This is a genomic window from Chryseobacterium taeanense (assembly GCF_900099685.1).
Lineage (GTDB): Bacteria > Bacteroidota > Bacteroidia > Flavobacteriales > Weeksellaceae > Chryseobacterium > Chryseobacterium taeanense.
Genome location: NZ_FNDW01000004.1, coordinates 207410 through 232260, shown reverse-complemented (window position 1 = coordinate 232260; position 24851 = coordinate 207410). Strand labels below are relative to the sequence as shown.

Annotated in this window: 15 protein-coding genes; 1 reads left to right on the top strand and 14 read right to left on the bottom strand. The window is 35.4% G+C overall.

Translation table 11 applies throughout. The features are described 5' to 3' along the window. Window positions 1-6: 6 nt before the first annotated feature. From BLR30_RS08180 to BLR30_RS08145, 8 genes are all read right to left on the bottom strand, one after another. A complete protein-coding gene (locus BLR30_RS08180) occupies window positions 7-6702 on the bottom strand; it encodes an RHS repeat-associated core domain-containing protein (RefSeq protein WP_228400743.1) in 6696 nt (2231 codons plus the stop codon). 59 nt (window positions 6703-6761) lie between these two features. Then, window positions 6762-7235 carry a hypothetical protein gene (locus BLR30_RS08175; RefSeq protein WP_089856947.1) on the bottom strand — a complete coding sequence of 158 codons (474 nt, stop codon included), beginning with the start codon at window positions 7233-7235 and terminating at the stop codon, window positions 6762-6764. A gap of 5 nt (window positions 7236-7240) precedes the next feature. Continuing rightward, entirely contained in the window at window positions 7241-8473 is a 1233-nt protein-coding gene (locus BLR30_RS17895; protein WP_228400742.1) for a hypothetical protein, read from the bottom strand. Between the two features lie 480 nt (window positions 8474-8953). Beyond that, a complete protein-coding gene (locus BLR30_RS08165; protein ID WP_089856939.1) occupies window positions 8954-10669 on the bottom strand; it encodes a helix-turn-helix domain-containing protein in 1716 nt (571 codons plus the stop codon). A 570-nt stretch (window positions 10670-11239) separates the two neighbouring features. Continuing rightward, a complete protein-coding gene (locus BLR30_RS08160) occupies window positions 11240-12682 on the bottom strand; it encodes a TolC family protein (protein ID WP_175443625.1) in 1443 nt (480 codons plus the stop codon). Continuing rightward, the gene (locus BLR30_RS08155; protein WP_089856933.1) at window positions 12669-15863 is read right to left on the bottom strand and encodes an efflux RND transporter permease subunit; all 3195 of its coding nucleotides are present in this window, start codon (window positions 15861-15863) and stop codon (window positions 12669-12671) included. The genes BLR30_RS08160 and BLR30_RS08155 overlap by 14 nt, the downstream gene beginning before the upstream one ends. Before the next feature lie 92 nt (window positions 15864-15955). Further along, window positions 15956-17035 carry an efflux RND transporter periplasmic adaptor subunit gene (locus tag BLR30_RS08150; RefSeq protein WP_089856930.1) on the bottom strand — a complete coding sequence of 360 codons (1080 nt, stop codon included), beginning with the start codon at window positions 17033-17035 and terminating at the stop codon, window positions 15956-15958. Window positions 17036-17176: 141 nt separating this feature from the next. After that, entirely contained in the window at window positions 17177-17569 is a 393-nt protein-coding gene (locus BLR30_RS08145) for a hypothetical protein (protein ID WP_089856927.1), read from the bottom strand. A 561-nt stretch (window positions 17570-18130) separates the two neighbouring features. Between BLR30_RS08145 and BLR30_RS08140 the strand changes: the two genes are divergently transcribed. Beyond that, complete coding sequence (locus BLR30_RS08140; RefSeq protein WP_089856925.1) at window positions 18131-18532, top strand: hypothetical protein; 402 nt, start codon at window positions 18131-18133, stop codon at window positions 18530-18532. A 92-nt stretch (window positions 18533-18624) separates the two neighbouring features. Here the strand turns inward: BLR30_RS08140 and BLR30_RS08135 are convergent, their stop codons facing one another. From BLR30_RS08135 to porK, 6 genes are all read right to left on the bottom strand, one after another. Next, window positions 18625-18882: a SemiSWEET transporter gene (locus BLR30_RS08135; RefSeq protein WP_089856923.1), complete on the bottom strand. Its 258-nt coding sequence runs from the start codon at window positions 18880-18882 to the stop codon at window positions 18625-18627. Between the two features lie 49 nt (window positions 18883-18931). Then, a complete protein-coding gene (locus BLR30_RS08130) occupies window positions 18932-19978 on the bottom strand; it encodes an NAD(P)/FAD-dependent oxidoreductase (protein ID WP_089856921.1) in 1047 nt (348 codons plus the stop codon). Window positions 19979-20034: 56 nt separating this feature from the next. Further along, window positions 20035-20973, bottom strand: coding sequence for a type IX secretion system ring subunit PorN/GldN (gene porN, locus BLR30_RS08125; RefSeq protein ID WP_089856919.1), 939 nt, complete (start codon window positions 20971-20973; stop codon window positions 20035-20037). Window positions 20974-20983: 10 nt separating this feature from the next. Continuing rightward, complete coding sequence (gene porM, locus BLR30_RS08120) at window positions 20984-22576, bottom strand: type IX secretion system motor protein PorM/GldM (RefSeq protein ID WP_089856917.1); 1593 nt, start codon at window positions 22574-22576, stop codon at window positions 20984-20986. Between the two features lie 51 nt (window positions 22577-22627). After that, complete coding sequence (gene porL / locus BLR30_RS08115) at window positions 22628-23320, bottom strand: type IX secretion system motor protein PorL/GldL (protein WP_089856915.1); 693 nt, start codon at window positions 23318-23320, stop codon at window positions 22628-22630. 61 nt (window positions 23321-23381) lie between these two features. Next, on the bottom strand, window positions 23382-24800 hold the full coding sequence (porK, locus tag BLR30_RS08110; RefSeq protein WP_089856913.1) for a T9SS ring complex lipoprotein PorK/GldK: 1419 nt from the start codon (window positions 24798-24800) through the stop codon (window positions 23382-23384). Between the last annotated feature and the right edge of the window lie 51 nt (window positions 24801-24851).

Sequence of the window (24851 nt, the reverse complement as noted above, 5' to 3'; positions counted from 1 at the left end):
TAAATTTTAATAATTCAACCATCTCTTTAGATTCATTTTCCATGTGCCTGTATTAGGTCTAACTTCTGTCATAAAATATGTATTGTTATTATATCCTTGCCCTTTAAAATAACGGTTTGAGGCGTTTTTATAATAATACAAACGATTGACTACGGTATTCCTGCCATTTCCAACATTATCATAAAAAGAAAAATAATTGGCACCAACTTTATTATCATATCCCATACCGACTACAGTGATAAAATGATCTGTTAATTGATTATAATTATTATCATCATGAATAGCTGCATAGGTTACACCAATAACTATTGGCTTACCATTTTTTAAATTTGTTTTAAGTGTATTAATACCTCCATCAACGTCAGTCTTTAAAGCGACTCCTCCCATTTTCTTTTGCAATTGATTATCAACTAGCATTTGATGCGCCTCTTGTGGACTAGAAGCTACTGCCCCGCCTTCACTAGCTTGCATACAGGCAGCTTCAAAGCAGTTTTTTTTGTAAGGTACATAATCTTCGTTTTTAAGAACATCACTTATAGTATTCCATTTTTCAATTTGATGTGCTAAGAAATTAAATGCCGTAACCATCAATCCCTGTCCTGCGCCCATCCAGAAGTTTCCACCACCTAATACTGAACCGACACCACCGGTAACAGCTCCGTTAAACAAAGCAAACCCATCGCTTCTTAAAATATTATTTTCGCCAAGATTGGAGGTTGCTAAATCTAACAGATCATTAGATGCACTAGCAAATGCGCCACTTAATGCACCACTCCAAAAATTTCCGCCCTGCATGTACGAAAGTGTTCCCTGAGTAATGGCATGAGCACCGGCTCTCGCAAAAAGAGTACCCGTTTTTCCTAATGAGGCTGCGACCTGTCCACCAGCTCTAAAGATTTCTCCCACCCCAAATGTCAGGAAAGAAGTCATGGCAGAAAGGGTAACCGACTGAAATAAACTGCCTACATTAACAGGCCTATTCATATAGTAGTCATTACCGACAGAGACTGCTACCGCAACAATTACTGCTGTTAACATCATTGCTTCAATCACATATTCGCCATTAGGATCATTAAACATTAAAGGATTATTGAACACATAGCCATACTTATTATAATTTTGAGTATTGGTAGGATCCTGTATGTTTTCATCTGCATTTAAAAATCTTCTTAGTAAAGGATCATACAATCTTCCGTTCATGTGGATGATACCTATTTCCAAGAAATGTTCATGGCTGGTGTACCCTCTGTCTAAAACAAGATCTTTTGACATATTCAGGATGACATCCTTATCCGTAATGATAGCTCCGTTTCCTATCTGTAAGTGAGTGAAATTACCCCATGTATCGAAATGCCTTTGTTCTAATTTATTTCCGGCTTCATCACTAATTGCTAAGATACTCCCGATGTAATCTTTATGCAAAAATTTATAAGAACCGCTGCTCTCTGTAAAGTTCTTTAAATATACAATATTACTTTCATAAGGATTTCCACCAATATATAAAATGTGTTTTTCTTTTCCTGTCGTGTTGTCTTTTACAATTTCAAAGCTTCCGTCCTCACTGTAAAACTTCGTGAATTTCCCTTCTCCATCACTCGTGAAATTTCCTCCATATGTTACTTTCTGTCTCATTGAAGTTAAGCCATACTGGAATGCCACATCTCCTTTCATTCCATCAATGAATACAGGATCATTATTTTCATTATAGCTAATGCTTTGGATCAAATCATTATTATAGTTCTGTTCTCCTGTTGCATTCAAAGTCATTCCTGTAGGCTGGTAGATTTTAGCCGGATTTTCATACTTCATGGTGCCCACCTGATCGTTTTCCATGATCCTGCCTTTAAGATCATAAACATTTCGGTTAGAAGATGGTTTAATGCCTGTTACAGGATTCGTCCAGTTTACTAAACGGTTATTATCATCGTAATCAAATGATTCTATAATATTTAAGTCTCCACCTGTTGTTCTGCTTTTTAATTCATTTTTAATAGCATCAAAAGAATAGGAGATTTGTAAAATACCAGGTTTAATAGTCGACGAATGATTGACATTTGTTAAAAAGCCAGCAGAATCATACGAATTGTTAACGTCTGTTGCACCTAATTTTGCCTTTACGACCTGCCCCTGTGCATTGGTTTCTTTCAATTCCCACAGTGTTTTACCTGAATTTTTATCTTTGATTTTATAGAGATCTCCATTCCATTCGCTGTAAACATTCTCAACCTGTACCTTAGTCAGCACCCCTGAAGAATACAATTGTTTTTCGTAAGACGTAACTCTTCCTTTATCGTCATAAGTAATTCCTTTCTGAATAAAATATTTTCCATTACTGGTTTCTGAAGATGATAATAATCTTCCTTGCGGATCATAATAAACATTGGAATTATATGATTTGCCTTTCGATGTTCCTGTCTTTGAAGTAATCCTTCCTTTATCATCATAGGTAAAAGAAATTAATTTATTACTTGCTTCACCACCATCAACCGTGGAAATTTCTTTTTGGGATATTAGCTGTCCTAAATTATTATAGGTATATTCTTTAGTTCCTTTAGGACTTATAATTTTCTTAGTTTGTCCAAATCCATCATATTCATATTTGTAAATTCCATTGGAGGGATCATTAAATTCTGACTTTCTTCCCCAGGAATCATATTTAGTCGTAACAATATTTTCGGCATATTGTGCCTTAATCTGTTCACCTGCGGCATTGTATGAGAATTGTATTGTTCCTCCTTTATCAGTAGTAGACACTACGTTACCTATTGCATCTGTTGTTTTAGAAGTTGTTCTCTGATAGCCGTTGAGCTCTTTTGTGGTTGTAACTAAACCTGAGATTGTTGTTTCTATTATAAGCCCTTTATATGAAGTAGCAGTAACTTTTGTAGGAAATATGCTATCATCATAAGCAATGAGATTCCAAAGTCCTCCTAAACCATCAGGACTAAATGTCGGTTCCGATTCTGAAGTTTTTCTTCCCAGAACATCGTATAAAGTAGCTTTAGTAAGATACTGCCCTTGACCAAAAGCTTTAGTGGATACTTTATATTCCTGACCTAATTTGTTGGTAAACTTTTTTGAGATATCTCCGTTTGGATCATATTGGCTGACAATAGTGTTTTCATTTTCATCCCTTTCATATTTATATGTTGTAGTTCCACCTACATTCGTTTTAGATGTCAACAATTTGCCCCAATTATCATATGTATTGATCAAAGTATTGTTTAGAGGATCTATCTGTTTTTTTATTAGCCCCCAATTATTGTACTCAAAGTTGGTTTTTAAACCTAAGTTATCCGTTTTCTCTACGACGAATCTCCCCTTAGAATCATATATGCTTCCAGCGGTCTGAATTTGAGAATCAATACTATTGGTTACAGTTTTGTTCGTAATATTACCAAATCCGTCATAGTCGTAGGTTTCTAATAAATATTCAGTATTATCTCTATTCCATGTTTTTAAATTTTTTAATAAATTATTTTCATAGACATATTCTTCTTTAGAAACCTTTGTATCGCCATAAGCCTGTACTGTTAATATTTTGCTTTTAGGTTTACCAATGCTATAACTAGATCCCAAGTTAAGAATAGGCGGGTAATATTCTAATTCTGACATTGAAACAGCGTAGCCATCATTAATCTTAGTTACAGATTTTTTAGGCAGATATAAATTATCATATTGCTCTACAGTATGAACTGTTTTAGTATTGGTTAAAAAGTCTTTTGATGTTGTGATATACGGATTAATTGCTAAAACAATTTTGGGTTTATCTGCATTTGAAACAGTAGTGACAATATTTCCATCAAGCAATTTATCAATTTTATATTCATATTGTTTAAATGTTAATAACTGTCCATTATTCAAAGATATATCCGTTGGAAAAATCTTATTTTCATCTGTTGTTCTTATAGACCAATCTTTATAAGGAAGCCCCTCATTGGTTGGTGTCATTTCTGAGCCACTCCAGATTTTAGTATTTTCTAAACCATCAGCAAAGAATGTAGATCTTGCTGTTTGTCTGAAACCAATAATTCCTTTACCCTGAAGATGACCGATTAAATCTCTATATCTAAACTCTTGTTTTCTTTCTCCCTGGATAAGTTTTGAAACGACATAATAATTAAAGTTTCTAACTACATTAGCATACGGATAGTAAACTGGTGATGAAGCATAAAAAGATTGATAAATATTTCCACTTTGCAAATTTGAATATTCAACCTGCGTTTTGATACCGCTTTGCTGGATAGCTTTGATTCTTGAGATTAAATCAACTTTTGAACCTAGATTCCATGTAATCAGTTTAGTTTTATGTAGTATAACGAATTCAGTATTCAATTGAGACAATCTAAAAGAACCAAACATTGGCATATAATGCTCACCATACATTGAATAGTTAATATCCTCATCATTAACTGCCCCCAAATATGTTTCTTCTTTTGGATCAATACTATATGCATGCGTAAAAATTGGTTTTCCCATAGAATCTACGCCGTCATTTCTAAAGTAATTAAAACCATAGCTTGAATCAGGATTATTTACACAAAACACACAATCCCTGTACCATACCTGTGATTCAAAAATTAAAAAATCACTTTTACCATCTTTATTCAAATCAGGAGCCCAATAAGACCTTGAGGTTTGCCTATTTTTTCTAGGTGCTCCCTGTTGAGAAGGTTTATACAGATAAAGACCAGAATAATAATAATTTGTAAATGATTTTCCTGTCGAAATATACATATTCCAATCCGAAGAATCTACTCCAACAGGCACCATTATATCTGTTTTACCATCACCATTATAATCTCCAATTATAGGAGGAATTGAACCATCATGTTCTGAATTTGCTACCTGAATATCCGGATACTTTTGTTGAAATGTAAAATTTTGTAAATCAAAAGAGAGAAATCTCAATCCACCAAATATTCTGTCAAGAAGTTCTGTTTTCCCATCACCATCTAAATCAATATTTACAGCACGCTCAAAGTCAACATACATACCACCAATTTGCGAAAAAATATTATTTTTAAAATCGGCATACATATTCATTTCTGTACCTGTAGTTTCTTGCCATGTATAACTAAAACCATAATCTTGACAGGTCCATAGATGCTCATTCTTAAACATAAGAATAAGTTCGGATAAGCCATCACCATTAAAGTCTACTTCTTTTGCAGACATTTTATTTGAACTGCCTTCATAATAGCAATGTGAGGAATCCAAATCTGCAGATTCAAATAAATCAGGATAAGCACTTAGATCAATTTCTTTAGTAGCTATATTTATTAAAGATTCATTTAGATATTTATAAAAATATATCGTACTTTTCTTTGTATTTCTATTTATAGTTCCGGTAATTAAGACCTGATCGGCAAAAGGAGTATTATTATCAGAATATGTCCCTATGCATAATGCTTTACCAGTGTAATTAACATTGACAAAATTCCCATTTCCGTCAAGCCGTCCCAGCATTAGAGTATTTCCATTAAGAAAATCTAATTTTCCATCCCCATTAAAGTCTCCAGAAATAACATTTTCTCCTCTAATATCGTCAAAGCGACTATCCTGTCTAAAAAGATTATTATACCCTATGTCTTGTTCATTTTCAAAAACTATTGGATTGGCCGGTTCATTAGTAGCATTATATTCTGTGAGTGTTTTAACAAATTGGTAACTAGTGCCATTATCTCCATACTCTATAACATATTTTTTAAATTGATCCGTGTTTGACGTTAAAACAATTTCATTTAAAAGTTTATCTTGTGTGAATTCAATTCCTTGTAAATAACTAGATTCCCTAAGGTTTCTATTATTATATTTAAATTCGAGATGATTGAAGCATTCTTTTCCCAAAACTTCATTCCCACCCCAAAAAATATCAGATATCCTTAATATTCCAGCGTCATTACTATTTCTTATCAGAGTTGATGCAAAATGATAATTAATATAATTTCCCTGAACATCTTTCCACTTTACCATACTATATTCTAATGGTGTTCTTGCTACTTGATCACCAGATGGGGTTTGGCCATACCACGCTTTAGAGCCATCTTCAAAGGTCACCTCCCAATATTCTGGACCTTTCCAGTTCTTACCTGCTATAGATCCGAAAGATTTGATTTTTACATTAGAATACTTCTCAGTGACATACTCTGCTCCATCTTTCCCATATTCTCCCGATTTTAAAATCAATCTCTGCCCATTAAAGCTATAGTAATCACTATAATCTAATTGAATACCCTTTACCTCTCCATCTTTTTCGATAGTTTTCCCGATTCTTGAAATAGATGTGATTCCTGAAATATTCCACCCGTATCCAGCGATACCGTTGTTGGAGCCGCTTGTGTAAACTAAGTCAATCTGAGGTGCAACATTTTTCACTCCCGGAGGTAAAGCGATTGGTAATGTAAACTGCAATTGGCCCGCGCCATTTACTTCAATATTCCCTTTCGTATCATGGAAGCTTTTCCCTGAAGGAGCAGTGGTTCCCGATGGGTTATTCGCTCCCGCATTTGAATCAGCAGGTCCACCTCCTGGGTTTTCCGTTCCGGGACCAATCTTTGCCACAAAGGGATTCGATACACTTCCTGATGCCTGAAATCCCTGCGCCAATACAACCGTCTGCGGATCCTGAACCGTTCGGGTCGTTGTTTCTGCCTGATACAGGATGGTCTGGGAAAAGCCCATGACTGCACACAGGGACATTATAAATGATGAAAATATTTTCATTTTCATTGTGAGTAATAATTATTTGGTTAAAAGTTTTATCGTTTGGTAATGTTTTTACTGAATGCCCGTCCGTCTTTTAATGTGAAGCGTACTACGTATACTCCCCACTCATAACCAGTCATGTTAATTTTTAATTTTTTGTTAAGAGCCGGGATATTCTGCTGCTGGAATTTCCAGTGTACGGTACTGTGCTGATAGAGTGAAACGGATTCGATAAGGCCATCGACTTCTTCTGTCCAGTCTATTGTGAGATAATCATTAACCGGAACCGGATATAATCTAATCTGCTTCCAGAAAGATTTCTCATCCATTAAGGGTTCCTGTTTCGCAACACTTGCTGTTTTTGTTTCTTCCACTTTTTTTACTTCAGTGGATGCCGTTTTGCCTGCTGAGTTTGTTCCTCTGTATCTCTGGTTTCCGGCTTCATCGTATTTAAAATATACTTCAGTTTGTGAATATCCCAGAAATCCTATCAACAAAGAAGAAAGGGATAATATTTTTCTTTTCATAGTGTTTATTTTTTTGCGGATAGTAATTGCTGAACTTGTTTTTTAAGTTCTGAAATTTCATCAAATTGTAATTTTAATTGCTTATTTTCTTCATTGAGCTGTTTGATTCTTTTATCCTGCTCAATCGTGTACAAAGTAAGCTCTTCAATTTTTTGCAGAAGCTTAATCTGAAATTCCCCTACATTCACTCCTTCTTTTTCCATTTGTTTTGCAGAAGCGATTTCCGGAAGGTGTTTTTTCTCTTTAATATGTTTTTCCACCTCTTCAAGTTTCGGAAGATTGTAATCATTTTCAAAAACAAAATCGGCAGTTGGAGTAAGGGTAACCTTTATTTCTTTGGCTTCAAATTTTCCCTGAAGAGCAGCATTGCCGGCAGTTGTTATTTTCATCACCTCAGTCATCGTTACCGCAGAATTGATTGCCGTCGATTGTTGATTTGCTGATAAAAAAGAAAAACCTCCGTTGCCCATTGTCATGGCGAGTCTGCTGTTTAGAGATCCATCACTGGATAACCAGCCATCAGAAACCGTATTATCAGCCTTCACACCGAAACTCATAAAGGTGGCAGAAGAACTTCTTAAAGATCCCCAATTGTTTAATGAGCCATTTAAATACCTTATTGATAAAGCATTAACTCCTTCAGTTGAGTGTGTGCTTCCTATTCTGATATTTCCAAAGACATCAAGTTTTTCTGTCGGAGTATCAATTCCAATTCCTGTATTACCGCTTACAAACATCTGTCCGTCATGTCTTAATGAGAAAGTTGTATTCTCAGTTCCTGTGCCGGAAGTAATGTTTTTCATAAAGTAATGATCTGTATTGGTACTCAGGTTTGTTCGCAGTTCAAACTGGTTTGATCCCGAGGCTCCTCCTGTATTATTATATACGATAAGCTTACCTGTTGATGGCCATTTAGCGACCTCTACAAGTCCACCATTGGTTTCCAGTACTATTCTTCTCCAGTCTTGAGAAGGGTTCCCATTCGTTTTTCTGAACCATACATCCTGGTCGTCAAAACGACCCGCAAACTGCATTCCGTAAATATTGTTGGGAGCCGTATGTCTTACATCCAAGAGATGCCACCAGCCTCCACCTCCGGGAAAATTGACAGGATTACTTGTTTCAAAAAAACCACTTAGGTTTGTTGCAACACCGGCATCATCTCTCGTCGTAGCTAAAGATTGAGAATAAAATAAGGCACTTGTTAATAAGCCAATTAAAAATAGTTGTTTTTTCATTTTTCTAGGTTATTTATAATTTCTATGTATATATAAGGGTATACAAGACAATGTTTTCTCGTATTTATATTTAAAATTTGTGATTGGAAAATTTATAAATATCAGGAGATTTAATATTAACCGCAGATATATGATAATTAGCCGTAAGAAGAATACAGAAAGTAATAAATTTTCTCATGTTTTGAATTTTTAAAATTATTAGCTTAATTGGATCAAAATTATATAATTAGTTCTAATGATATGGAGAATAAATTTTATTTGATGTAAAATTAATACTCCATAAAATCAAAAAACTGTCGTGTTATTCTAGTGGGAAAATAAGTACTGAAGTAGACATTGAGTTCGGGAATAAAAATACATTCATCGTTTATATGTTTTTACCACTGCAAATATAAAATAAAATTTTATCACCTTAAGGTTATTTAAGATTAACATTATTTTACAATCTGAAATCAATAAAACATTCAGAATTCAAAGTATTTATTCTTTGTCCTCAATCTCCTGCATCCTCTTCTTAATAAAATCTGTGGGGCGTATCCCATTGATCTCGTAAAACAGATCGGAGAAGTTTTGCCGGGAGGCAATTCCGCATTCTTTAGCGAGGGTTTCGATGTTGTATTTAAGATATTTCCGGTCTTCAAAAAGTAAATTGGTAATGTAGTTGATCCGGAGCTGACTGAGGTATTTATTAAAATTTCCGCCTTTATATTCATTAATAACCTGGGAAAGATAGTTGGAGTTTGTACCCAACTGCAAAGCCAGTTTACTGATGGTAAGGCCTTTCTGCGTGAAACCTTTTTTATCTTCAAATAATTTCAGCTTCCTCAGAAGTTCTTCTACTTTAGTTCCGTTAAGGTTGGTTCTTTTTTCCTCTACATGAATAACCGGAGCTTCTTCAGGAATTTGCTGTTCTTGAACGAATTTTTCTTCAAGCAGGATATATTGTTGCCTGATTATTTTTGCTTTTTTCTGTTTTTTATTAAACAGCATGATGAGCCCGATTGCCCAAATAATCAAAAGAATAATAATGACGGTTACCAGATAATTGATTTTTTGCAGTTTATTTTTCTCTTCCAGAAGCGTTTTGGTATCGTAATCTTTATGGATCTTGGGAGAAAGATAACTGAAATCTTTAGACATGATACTATCTGCTTTCAATAACTGACCGGTATAATACAGCTGCTGTGCTTGATCTTTATGTTTTTTGCTGTAATCGATCAGGATTTCATAATTTTCCCTGAGCTCAGGAAGAAGAAACTGATGTTTATTGAAAATAGAATCAATCTTTTTGAAGTAACCGATAGACTGTTTAGTATCTTTGAGACCAAGATAGCTTTTTCCGATAAAGAAATAATTAACCGAAAGCCTTGCAAAGTCTCTACTTTTTACAATACAAGGAAGAGACTGGTTAAGATCGGACAAAGCCTGTTCATAATGTTTATCTCCGTACTCGGAAATTCCTTTTGATAAAAGAAAATAGGCTTTTTCCTGAGCATAGTCGCGGCTGTCTCCTACTTCAGAAAGTCCCTTTTCTATGGCTTCATTCATTTCTTTGTTCTTTCCTGAATGCCTGTAGCAGATAATCAGCTGATGAAGACTGTTGAAATAGCCTTTTTTATTGTTGTAAATTTCGTTAGGATGGAGGTTTGATTTTGATTTCTCTCTATAATATGTAAGACATTTACCAAACAGTTCAGCCGCTTCATCATAATACCCTAAATAGCTTTTCACTACGCCAATATGATACAGGTTCTGATATTTCAAATAGTCATTACTGGTATTTTTAGAATATTCGTATGCTTTCAGATATTCATTAAGGGCCAACTGATATTTTTTGTAATTGTAATAATAAATGACTCCTTTATCAATATGGGCAGTAATGATAAGATCTCTGTCGCGGGAAAGATCCGCTGCCCAGATCATACTGTCGGCATATTTTAATTTTTGCTCATCAAGTGAGGTATAAAAAATGCCGTCTTTATATCCCTGAACAAGCTTTTCGTATTTTCTTTCTTTTTTTGCTTTATCAATGTACAGCTGAATATAAGGAAGTGCTTTCACGTCATTCTCTTCCATGTTTTCGTATTGGTGTCTTAGTTCGTAGTACTGACTATACGATTCCTGAGAAAAGAATAACCCAAACCAAGCGGTACAAAATAAAAGAAATAGTTTTTTAATCACCTCGGTATGATTCATTATAAATAGCGGTCAAAATTACAAAAATTGAACGGTTTTTCTCCAACAAGTTTGAATTATTACGCAGGATCGAATTATTTCTATTCAATAGATATAAAAAATTAATAATCAAAATATTAAAAACTTCTTATTTATGAATTGGGACGTCATTATTTATGAATAAAGACAACAACTGTTTTTATAATTCAATGTAAGATGATATTTTTGAACTCAGGAAGCAGAATAAGAAAGTAATTGTATATTTTCTGAATTTGATGAGATAACAAAAAACTAATACCGAAGGGTAACAACTAATAACCCTGAAAACATAATGAGATAATAAATAATTTCACCACCTTCCTTAAAAGGAAATTACTTTTCTGGAAGGTTGGTTTTTAGTATTTAATCTCAAAACTAATAACCATTTTCTTTAAAGATATTAAAGATATCATATTCAACTGCGCGCACATCCTGCAGATTAATTTAATAAAAGATTGTTATTAATCTTTATTTGAATTTTCAGTTTTAATCGAAAAGAGACTGTTCCATTCGGGCAGCCTCTTTTCTTTTTAAAACATTAAGGATTTATAATCACTTCCAGCCTCCGCCTAAGCTCTTATAAATGTCCACAACTGTACTCAGTTGTTTTTGTTTAGCTTCTACCAGTTCCATTTTGGCATCCAGAGCATCTCTTTGGTTCAGGAGAACTTCCAGGTAGTCTGCCCTTGAATTTCTGAAAAGCTGATTAGCTATATCTATCGATTGTTCCAAAGCCTTTGTTTCCTCAGACTTCAGTTTATAATACTGATCTATATTTTTTACTTTAGACATTAAATTAGCGACATCCAGATACGCATTCAGAATCGTTTTATCGTATTCGTACAGAGACTGAATCTGTCTTGCATCGGCAGTCTGGAAATTTGCTTTGATTGCACTTTTGTTAATCAACGGTCCGGCCAGTTCTCCGGCCAAATTATAAGCAATAGATTCCGGCATTTTTACCAGATAAGAAGGTTTAAAAGCTTCCAACCCTAATGTTGCGGAAATTTCCAGTGAGGGATAAAACTCTTTCCTTGCCGCTTCTACGTCTAATTTTGCAGATTTTAATTCCAGTTCAGCCTGCTTGATATCAGGACGGTTAGCCAGTAACTGCGAAGGAATTCCTGTATAAACCGTTTGCGGAATGGTTGTCATAAAATCATCCTTTGATCTTATAATCGGTTGCGGAAAACGCCCGCAAAGTGCATTGATTTCGTTTTCTTTTTCAGTGATCTGCTGACGGATGGTGTATTCTGTAGCCTTAGACTTTGCCAGTTCAGCTTCAAACTTCTTTACTGCCAATTCGGTAGCTGTTGCTGCTTCTTTCTGGATTTTTGAAATTTCAAGCGCTTTCTGCTGAAGTTTTGTGTATTGCTGAATGATATCAAGCTGATTGTCGAGTGCCAGCAGTTCATAATAATTATCTGCTATTTCTTCAATTAAATTTGAAAGAACGAAGTTCTTGCCTTCCACTGTTGAAAGATAATGAGCCACCGCAGATTCTTTTTCTGTTCTGAGTTTTTTCCAGATATCGATTTCCCAATTGGCCATTAAGCCACCTTCAAAATTCCCAAGCGGATCAGGCATTTCTTTTCCGGGTTCGATCTCTGTAGTGGCATCACCTGCTCCTTCGCTGGTATAGCGCCCTGCCTTTTTCACACCCGCCCCGATTCCTGCGGAAACTGTAGGCGTTAATCTTCCTTTTTTAGCTAAAACACCACTTTTTGCAATTTCAATTTCCTGCAAAGTAATCATCAGCTCCTGATTGTTTTTTAGAGCTGTTTCAATGAGTGAAACTAAATTAGGGTCAGTAAAAAACTGTCTCCAGGGTGTTGTTCCGCTATTATTGTTTGCATCACCCTGATCTTCCTGATTAAAGTTCTGAGGCACATTTTCTTTCACCTCGTCTTTTATTACGGTCGCCATAGGCGCCTTACAGCTTGCTAAAACAAGCGATAAGGCGATGGCTGCTATATATTTATTATAAGTCTTCATGTTTGTCATCGTGCTGATACGGTTCTGTTTGTTCTGTTAGAGGATTTTCTTCTTCATATCTTGCCAGTCTCGACTTTTCGGCAATGGTTCCGAAAATGTAGTATAGTCCAGGGATAATCATCAGACCGAAAATAGTTCCGATGAGCATACCTCCAGCTGCTGCTGTACCAATGGTACGGTTACCGACAGCTCCAGGCCCGGTCGCCATTACCAAAGGAATTAATCCGGCAATGAACGCAAATGATGTCATCAAGATCGGACGAAAACGAATGGCCGCTCCTTCGATAGCTGCCTGCGCAACAGGAATACCTTCTTCCGCCTTCTTCTGTACGGCAAATTCTACGATCAATACGGCATTTTTACCTAGAAGACCAATCAACATGACCATGGCTACCTGAGCGTAAATGTTGTTTTCCAATCCTAATAATTTCAAGCATAAAAATGCTCCGAAAATACCAGTTGGTAATGATAAGATTACCGGTAGCGGAAGGATAAAACTTTCATACTGTGCGGAAAGAATAAGATATACGAAACCTAAACAGATTAAGAAAATAAAAATTGCTTCATTTCCCCGGCTCACTTCGTCTTTGGAAATCCCTGCCCAGTCGATACCGAAACCTCTAGGAAGTGTTTTATCTGCAACTTCTTTGATGGCAGCAATTGCCTGTCCGGAGCTGTATCCCGGTGCAGGTGTTCCACTTACTTCGGAGGAGTTGTACATATTATGCCTTGTAATCTCCGACAAGCCATATACCTTTTCCAAATGCATAAAGTCTGAATATGGAACCATCTGATCTTTATCATTTTTAACGTACAATTTTAATAAGTCACTCGGCAACGCCCGATACTGTGGCCCTGCCTGAACAATTACTTTATAAGGTCTGTCGAAACGGATAAAACTCGTTTCATAGTTGGATCCTATCAAAGTTGATAAATTGTCCATTGCATTTTCAATTGTAACCCCTTTTTGCTCAGCAAGGTCATTATCTACTCTCAACATATATTGAGGGAAACTTGCAGAATAGAATGTAAATGCTGAACCCAATTCGGGACGTTTTTTCAGTTCCTTTACAAAATCGTTGCTTACTTTCTCCATTTTGTGATAGTCACCACTTCCCGCTTTATCAAGTAAACGAAGCTCAAAACCACCTGCCGCACCATAACCCGGAATTGACGGTGGCTGGAAGAATTCTATATTGGCTCCGGGAATATTTTTGGCTTTTTCTTCAAGCTTTTCAATGATTTCGGCAGCAGATTCTTTACGGTCTTCCCAGCTTTTAAGGTTAATAAGACAAGTTCCGGAGTTGGATCCTGTACCTTCTGTCAGGATTTCGTAACCCGCTAATGAAGAAACAGATTGTACTCCATCAATATCTTCTGACTCTCTCAATAATTCCCTTGCAATCTGGTTAGTTCTCTCTAATGTTGATCCCGGAGGGGTCTGGATAATTGCATAAATCATTCCCTGATCTTCCGAAGGAATAAATCCTGAAGGAAGTGAATTGCTCAGAAAGAATGTACACGCACAGAATGCTAACAGCAAAGGCAGAGTGACTGTTTTCTTTTTTACTGTTTTGTTCAGCATTTTCTCGTATTTACCAGCCCCTTTAGTAAATAAACTGTTGAATTTATCCAAAAAGATGGTAATCGGAGTTCTTCTCTTAGGCTTGCCGTGGTTGTTCTTTAAAATTAAAGCACATAAAGCCGGTGTCAACGTTAAAGCCACGACCCCTGAAAGAATAATTGCAGAAGCCATGGTAATGGAGAACTGACGATAGAAAACTCCAACCGGTCCTGACATGAAGGCAATCGGAATAAATACGGATGCCATTACCAAAGTAATTGCGATAATCGCACCGCTGATTTCGTGCATTGCCTCTTCTGTAGCTTTTAACGGAGATAAATGTTTCTCTTCCATCTTGGCGTGTACCGCTTCAATAACAACAATCGCGTCATCGACCACAACCCCGATTGCCATTACGAGGGCAAAGAGCGAGATCATATTTAATGTAATTCCGAATGCAGACATGACGGCAAATGTACCTACCAATGATACAGGTACCGCCAACGCAGGAATTAATGTTGAACGCCAGTCACCCAGGAAAAGGAATACTACAATTGCCACCAAAACGAAAGCTTCAAATAATGTATGAACTACTTTTTCAATGGAAGCATCCAGGAATCTTGATACGTCATAACTGATATCATAATGCATTCCTTTCGGGAAAGTTGTTTTCTCCAATTCTGCCATCAAAGATTTTACATTTTTGATAACATCACTTGCATTTGAACCATAAGATTGCTTTACGGTGATTGCTGCAGAAGGTTTTCCATTTAATGTAGAATAAATATCGTACATAGATGAGCCAAACTCAATATTGGCCACATCTTTTAATCTGATAAATTCTCCGTCGGATTTAGCTTTAAGAATAATGTTTCCATAGTCCTTTTCGTTGTTAAAACGTCCCGGATATTTAAGGATATATTCAAATGACTGTGAACGCTTTCCGGAACTTTCTCCTGTTTTACCCGGAGAAGCCTCTAAACTTTGTTGATTTAATGCTTCCATCACCTCGTCTGCTGAAATGCTGTAAGCCGTTAAACGGTCTGGTTTCAACCAGATACGCATGGCATATTCCCTTGTTCCAAGGATATCGGCAAAACCGACACCGCTTACCCTTCTCAATTCCGACATTACATTGATATCAGCATAATTGAAAAGAAACTTCTGGTCAGCTTTAGGGTCGTCACTATACAAGTTAATGTACATCAACATGTTTGGTTCTTCCCTTGTAATTTTCACCCCTTCACGCACTACTAGAGGCGGAAGTTTGTTAACTACTGAAGATACTCGGTTCTGCACGTTTACTGCGGCTACGTTCGGGTCTGTTCCCAAATCGAAAACTACCTGAATAGACGCTTCTCCGTCGTTTCCGGCATCAGAAGTCATATATTTCATACCAGGTACACCATTTAACCCTCTTTCTAGTGGAATAACTACGGATTTAATCAACAACTCGTTGTTGGCACCGGGATATTCTGCGGTGATGTTTACCTTTGGTGGTGAAATGGAAGGAAATTGGGTTATCGGCAATTTCACCAGTGATAAAACTCCCATGAAAACAATAATCAGAGAGATTACGATAGACAGAACTGGTCTGCGAATGAATTTCTTAAACATAAAATAATATGAATTATTAATGATGAATGATAGATGATACTTTTGAACATCTTTACCGATCAATTATCGATTATCAATTATCATATATTTTTTTACTCTGCTTTTAATTTTAATGAATTAAGAACTTTCTTCGGATCCTGTAATTTTGTCTGAACTTTCTGATCGTCTTTCACTTTCTGAACACCTTCCAGCAGGATCTTATCATTCTTTGCCAATCCTGAACCTATAACATAAACATCAGGCAGTTCATAGGCAACTTTAATATTTTTAGATCTTGCAACCCCATCTTTACCAATTACAAATACATATTTCTGATCCTGAATTTCATAGGTCGCTTTCTGAGGGATGATTAAAGCATTTCTCAAAGGCAATGTCATTCTTACTTTTCCGGTTTCGCCGTTTCTCAGTAACTTATTAGGATTCGGGAACTTTGCTCTGAAAGCGATATTTCCTGTTTCGTTGTCAAATTCTCCTTCAATGGTCTGGATTTGTCCTTTTTCAGGGAGCAATTCTCCATTTGCCATCAAAAGGCTCACCTCGTTACTGCCTCTGTCTGCGGCGTGCATCTGATAGCTAAGGTATTCCGGTTCGGAAACATTAAAATAGCTATACATATTGCTGTTGTCTGAAAGTGATGTCAATAAATCACCTTCATCAATAAGGCTTCCCAACTTACGCGGAATTCTGTTAATAATACCTGAAAACGGCGCTTTGATGTCTGTAAAGGAAAGATGGATCTGTGCCAGCTTTGCTTCTGCGTTTGCGGCATCAAGTTTAGCTTTAGCCATCGCTCTCTCGTTTTTGGAAACGATATTGTTGCTGGCCAGCGTACTTGCATTTTTGAGTTCGATAGATGCCTGCTCTACTTCAGCTTTGGCTTTCATAAGCTCTGCCTGATAAAGCTGAGGCATAATTCTGAATAAGGTCTGTCCCTGACGTACAAACTGACCTTCATCTACATAGATCTTCTCCAGGAAACCTTTTTCCTGCGCACGGATCTCAATGTTTTTTACAGATTGAATCTGAGCTACATATTCTTTATCAATCACCGTATCCATCGCTATCGGCGAGGTCACGGGATAAACTGCAGCTTCTTCTTTTTCTTCTTTTTTTTTGTTACAGCTGAACAATAAAAGACTGCTTAGCGCAATGCTTGCGACAACTCTTTTCATAATTTTAGAGTTTATATAAATCGTTAATGTTTTAATAGGAAATGGTAATAAGAGTCTACACGATGTAATGATTACCAGCAATACAACGCAGCATATTTCCGCTGAGCTGGTCGGCAGAAAAATAAAGTTGAAAAATAGTTTTTATATCCTGATAGAACGGATCAGAATGAATCTTTTTACATGAGAAAATTCAGAAAGAAAGCCGTGAATTGTTGGCTTTGATGCCTTGAAACTTTTTATACCAAAAATATAAACTAATGTAAATACACAAGCCCATACAGCAATCGATCGAAAGTTGTCAGAAAACTGAAAGTCATCTTCCATTAACTCCAATGAGTACACATTTCCTGCATCGTCAAGGGTTTGCTGAATAGAAAGTTTTTCGTACGTTTGATTGAGACGGTTGGTTCTTTTGGGTAAATTCTGAGAAGTATGTCCCGTATAATCGTTTTTCAACGTTCTGACATTAATCTTACTTTCCACAACGAAAAGCAGAAAAAGCGCTGTCAAAAAATATACTATATAGTTTCTCATAATTTCAAGGCACAAATGTAGTCTTTACCTTGATTACTTTTCAAAAAAACTATCATCCCGACCTCTTTTGTTAACAATATTTAACATTTATTTAAAATTACTGAATGATGTGAGTTTGCGCTCTAAACTTTTCTTTTTAGAATATATATAAATTTCGTTTACAACATATTATAAAATAATATTAGTAATAATGTTTTTTATGGCACTTCATTTGCATAAAATATAAACATTAAAAAAATGATTATAAATGTTAATTAATCACAATTATTTTTTCGGTACTTCATTTTAATAGTAAAAAATTTCTATCTCAGTAATAATACATATAGTGAATTATTTAAACGTATGTTATTTTAGATTTACCGAAATTCTACTGTTTACCAACTCTATTGATAAGTTTTTCATTTTTACATCAAAAAATATTTACACAGAAATATTAGAGTTATTAAATACAATTAACATTATTATAATAATTTATAAATATTTAACAAATTATTTTTATTTAAATTGTAATTTTATGGATAATTAACACCTTATTCATGAATCACATTAAAATCACTTACTATGAAAAAGTTACTCAAGATTACGGCCATCTTAATGATTTTTATTTTAACAGCATGTAAACATCAGGCAAAAGAAGAAACGAGCCTTGAGAATGTTGCCACTCAAAATAAACCCCTTCACCAAGACAAAATCACAAAGGATATTTTTACGGATGAATATGGAGAGGAACTTGAAGTTGCGCTTAATGAAACTCAAAACACGATCACCGTACGGCTTGCCGGGAAAACTTATGATCTGAAAAAAAGAGACGAATTACCAGATTATACTGCAAGTGATGCAAACTTCCAATATTCCGATATAAGAGGTGAGGTTACTTTTCTGAACAAAGATTATAATATGGTGTTATTTCATCATAGAAAAAGTAAAATATCAACAGGCAATACCAGAATGGCTTCTTATTAATTCAAGACCCAGAAAAAATATTAACAACTAATAAACACATCTATATAAACGAGAACACTTTTGCTTTGTGCAGAAGTGTTTATTTTTTTGTACTATCGCTTTTTGTAAATAATACAGCAGATAAGCAAAACAATATTAACAAGAACCGCAAAAGCATTGGAAAGAATAATGGGAAGTTCATCCTTAATAAAGCCATACCAAACCCAGAGTGAAAGCCCTGAAATGAGGACGAGAATCATCATCCACGACAAATCTTCAGCATTCTTTTCCTTCAAAACTTTTATCACTTGTGGGATCATCGATACCGATGTTAAAATACCTGCAATAATCCCGAGAAGATTCTCATCCATAATTTTATCTTTTAATCAAGATAAGAATTTTCGGGGATACTTACAATGATTATAATCCCGAAGGCTTAAATCTATCCAGAGAAACTTCTTCATGTAAAGGAATATTATTTTCAATGAAATCATACAGGCTTTTTGAAAAGTAACAACCGTTGAGAATTCCTCTTGCCCCAAGTCCATTAAAAACATACATATTTTCATATTTATGATGTCTTCCGATAATCGGTCGTCTGTCTTTCACTGTAGGCCTGAATCCGAAATTAACTTCCGAAAGACTGAATTTGTCAGGGTAAAATTCTTTTAGTCCGTTCATCAGCTGTTCTACTGCAGAATCGTCAATTTGATGATGAAGCTGTTCTCGGTCATAAGTCCCTCCATAAAAATATATTTTTTCATTTAACGGAAAAAGGAAATGCTTTTTCTTAATAGTAATATTTCCGGGAATTGGTTTTGAGAGTTCAACCTTAATATGATGACCTTTGTTGGGGTTAACAGGAATATCAGCAAAAAACGGATTTTCCTTGACACCCATCCCTTCACAAAAAAGTACATTTTTATATTTAAAATTTTTGTAAGTACTCTCAGAAACATTTAGCTCGGTGTAATTAAATTTTTCTTTTACAATATATTCTCCATTTTTTAAAAACTTAAATATACCTGCAAAAAAACCGCTAACATCAAGTCTTGCAGACTGACTAACCTTTCCTGATAGATAATCATTTTTTACACCATTTAAACGATCAAAATTTTTATCTAAAAAATTTTTGAGATCATCATTCTCGCATTTTTTTAACCAAAGCTGTTGTTCTTTTTCATCATGAAAAATTCTGTGTATCGGAGCTTCAATCAAATAATTTTCTTTCGTATATTCTTCAATTTGTTGAAGCGTCATTTTTAAAAAATCAATTTGTTCCTGAGCTTTCCAGAAGGTGGTAAACTTTTTAAGAACAACAGGATTGATAATACCTGCTGAAATCTGAGAAGCACTTTTTTTCTCTTCCGAAAAAAGGACGAAAGATTTTTTACTGATGATAAGCTGATGGGCAAAAAAAAGTGCGGCATAACCATCTCCGACAATAATATAATCTACATTCTTCATAATAAAAAAACCTGAGTAAAAATACTCAGGTTTTATATAATTATCAAGTGAAACTTTTAGTAATTCCACATATCATTTTCCATTTGCAGGATTTCCTCTTTAATCCTGTCACTTTCTTCTAACTGCTCGTCTGCGTCTCTCGGAATATAATCTTTGATTACACCATCACCTAATCCTGTAGAAGACTTGAAAATCACTGAAGAAAATCTTCTTGCATTAATTAAATCATCAAAGGAAAGGTCTGCGGAAGTATTCTTTCTATTGTAAACATAGTTATTAGCCAGAATATCTCTTGCATTTGGATAATATACCCAGAAAAGATCAATAAGATCGTTAGCTCCCGGTAAAGGTTGTCCATCCGGAGTTGTTCTTCCTATCAATTTAGGATCCGGACCCATTGCAGCAATCCCCAAAGGTCTGTACTTCAGCTGCCCGTCTCTCTTATCAATGAACCACATACCGAATACTTTTAAAACTTTAACTTTTTCAGTAGTAGTTTCATATACATCGGTAAGTTCTTTCTTTTCCTGTTCAGTCAACTGACGACCACTATTTAAAATATTGATCGCTTCATCATCAACTCTTACATCAACGAGTCTTGCTTTAATCTGCTCGGGAGTAAGTCTCTGTACGAAATTTTCATCATCATACACTTCCTTAATATCACCACTAAGAGCGCCATCAAGTAACAATTTGTACAAAGATTTGGTTTCTGTAGATAATAATCCGTTTGGATTGTTGTAATAGAAAGGCTGATTGATTTTGTCATTCATATCAATAACCTCCCAAACAAACATACTTTTAAGGATATCTTTTTCGTCAACAAATCCGTATTCCAAAGGTTTTACTGTTTTGTCGATAACGGTATCTCCTACTTTCATTTTGTTCTCAGCTCTCATTTTTCTGAATTCTTCAGGAGAAGAAGCATTCAGGATAGTCTGGGAAAATGCAACTCCCGAAACTACTACTAAAAAAATGCTAATATATTTTTTCATAATTTATTTATTATTGAGTATTAATTAATACAGGTGAAATATTTGGAACAATCATTGTACCTAATCCTACAGCATTTGCTTTGATATCAAAGATATATACAGGATCTCCTGGTCTCATACTTCTGAAAATTCCAGACGCTGCTTGTAATGAATTTCCTTGAACCTGTACTGAAGCTCTACCCGGTACTCTTATCATAAACGAAGTTACATTAAATGATACTGGGAAATCAAAGTCAGGAATAACAGCCTGAAGAGATTGATTTTCTAATGAACTTACAGGCAATGTTAAGATATTCTTACCTCTGATCTGACCTTGTGGCGGAGGTACATTTTTAATTCTGTACTCAAATACCTGAGAAATTGATTTTCCGTAAGGATCCGTTCCTGATAAAGTAATTTTCAATAAATTACCTGCACCCGGCTTCACATCCCATTTACCTGGTCCTGTACTTTTAACAGATGCTCCCGGAGCAGATAATGAAAGTTTAGCATTATCGGCACCTAAGATTGAACCTGAAACAGGGTTATCAAGACCTCGGTACATTACATTCATCTTATCAGCTGAAAGGAGTAAACCTTTTTGAAGTTTTACTTCCTGTGGACCTGCAATTACATTATAAGTATGCGTAAATGGATAGCTCTGTACTTTACCTGTAGCATCCGTTAATGTAATATTACCACTTAAAGTATGCTCTCCGATTCCGCTTGTATTTAAAGTTGCATAACCTTTACCGTTTTCCTGTCTGCTTACACCGGAGATATTAATTTTATTACTATTGGAATAGTTTCCTAACATCACAACTGCTTCAGCAGGTTTTCCTGCAACAATATCTACAGGTGCCGATACAATCGCTTCATAACTTGTGAATTTAATGCTTGCATCAACTTTTTCCTGTAACAACAATGCTAATGCATCAGACTGTACGTTTCTTGCGTCATTCTGAATAATCTCAAGATTAGACAACGCAGCGATAAGCGGCTGATGATAGAATTTATTCTGTAGCCAAGTTTTTTTATTAGGCGACTGTCCTTTAGGATATTCAGCAATCAATGACTTATTTGCTCTGTCAATTAAATCTCTTAATTGAGGATCATTTCCAAAAGTTGTATTAATAAAGTTTCTTACATCATCAATTCTAGCTTTCAGTTCTGTCGCTCCTTTTGATGCAGAATTCTCATCTCCGTCTTTAAAGAAGTATTTCGTAGTGGCTTCATTGTTATTAAGTGCTGAAAAATTCTCACTAACATCAATTAATTTACCTGTTTTAGGATCTTTTTCTACGAATTCAGATTCTTTTTTTAATTTATCTTTTATCTGATCAGCATGCGATACCAAAGCATTGATTTTTTCTTTTAACTTCTGGTATTGCTGCCAAGGCAGAGCGTAGGTATCAGGTACCTGCTGAGCTTTAGCCTCTAAAGTTTTCTCGAAAATATCTTCGTTTTTTCTTTCAGTCAATAAACGAGTATCTTTTAGAGCAACCGTAGAGTCATAATATGATCTGATGATTTCCGCATCAATATTTAGAGCCATCATCGCGATGAACACCAGATACATTAGGTTGATCATCTTCTGACGAGGTGTCTGTTTTCCTTGTGCCATTCTTCTTTTTGTTTTAGATTAAGTAGTTAAATTTTAGAAATGGTTAAGGAATTAAGACTTCATAGCAGTCAGCATACCACCATAAACTCTGTTTAAGTTATTTAAATTAGATGTTAAACCTTGTAATTCTTGGTTGAATTTTTCTGAGTGTTCAACAGATTTTTGCATATCTTCAACATATTTTTTAGCAAAATCAGACTGTTTTTGTCCATTTTCCAATTGCATTGCATATAGTGCATTCATGCTTTGCATATGCTGAGCAGCTAAATTTAATTGCTCGTTATATTTATGAGTAGAAGCAGAAACATCTACTGTCTGGTTAATCTGGTCAACGGAACTTGAAAATTTATCAATGCCTGATCTTAATCTTTCAAATAACTGTACGTCTAATTTAGCATCCTGAAGCATTTTATCTAATTTACCTGAAAGAGAGTTTTCAAGTTCAGCAAAATGATCTACCGTATTTCTGGATGTTACATTAGAATGTAACGGATTTGGGTTAGCATGTTTATCTAATAATTCCGGATATACATTTTCCCAAGCATAAGACTCTTCAGTTTTTGGTGGGTCGAAAGCGAAGATAATGAAGATGATTGCTTCCGTAATAAGTCCCACTGTAAGAGCAACGTTACCCGTGATAGGCCCAATATTGATGTGAGTAATTTTAAGCCAAGCTCCAAGAATTACAATTGCAGCACCGAACGAATAAAAGAAATTCATCCAAGCATCTTTAGTCTTAAACATATAAGTTAGTTTTTTTTAGTGTTAAAATAAAAATTGTATTGAAAATAATGGTTCGATTGAATTATCTGTTAATTTTTCTTGGCTTAACAGCAGCTTCAGGAATATCCTGTACCGTTCTGAATCCGATATAGCTTCTTGCTGAATCTTTTCTTTCCCAGTCTCTCATACCTGTCATCAGCATATATCCTACATCTTTCCAAGAACCACCTCTTACAGATTTTTTGTCATCCGTTTTATTTTTTGTTGAAGGATTTAATGTAGATGAGAATCCATACGAAGAATTGTTATAAGCAGATTCTGTCCATTCAGAAACGTTTCCAGCCATATCAAATAATCCAAAACCATTTTTCTTAAATTTCTTTACCGGAGCAGTATATGTATAAGTACCTTTTTTATCATCTTCCATGTAATTACCTCTTTTAGGTTTGAAGTTTGCTAAATAGCAACCTCTGTCATCCATTAAATATGGACCACCCCAAGGGTAAGTAGCATTTTCCATTCCGCCTCTTGCAGCATATTCCCATTCGATTTCTGTAGGAAGTCTGAAGATTAATGGTTTTTGCTTTCTTCTTTTTAAACTTTCGTTATAATCAGATTTTAATTTAGTTCTGAAGTTACAGTAAGCTCTGGCCTGATCCCAAGTCACCCCTACAACAGGATAATCTTTGTACGCTTTGTGCCAGAAATATTGCTCAAACAATGGTTCGTTATATGCAAAATGGAAATCTTTTACCCAAACCGTTGTATCAGGATAGATGGCGATGCTTTCACTTCTAAGGTAGTTTACACCTCTTTCTTTTTCAGCCATAGCAACATCCATATCTCCCCATCTGTAAGTATATTTAAGTTTACTAACATCCAGAATTCGTTCGTTGCCTACTCTTGAAGAAGCAGGTAAGTACATTGACTCAAGAACTTCTGCATATTCTACGTCAGGATATTTTGACGTATTCCAGTGCAATGGAACTTTCCAGTCGATCTTTTTTGTAGGATCGAAGCTGCTTTCGTTTCCCCCACCCTGCGATTCTAAATATTCCTGATATGGTGTTAAGTTTTCTTCTTTTTGAGCAAGGTATGCATAATCTCCTATGCTTGTTCCTCTTCCTTTACCTTCTCCGCCTTCTCCGGCAGCTTCAGCAAGCAGAGTTCTTGCGATAGAATCCCTTACATAATTGATAAAAACTCTGTATTCTGCATTAGTAGTTTCTGCCTCGTCCATGAAGAAAGAAGAAACAGTAACAGTTTTCGCCTGAGCTTTTTCAGGACTGTCTGTGAAATCCTGATCCGTTAAACCAGCCACAAATGAACCTGCAGGAATTGCAACCATGCCGTATGGTCTTTCTGCAACAAATGATTTTGTTTTTTCTCTTGGTATCAACTCTCCTTTTGTTCCTGGTTTCCCCACAGAAGAAGTACCACCACCTGAACAAGATACCGACGCTACTGACGCAGACAATAATAAAAGAAATATCCTTTTCATGTTAATTTTTATAATTAAGCCGTAAATATATAATTTTTTTAAGAAACTTTT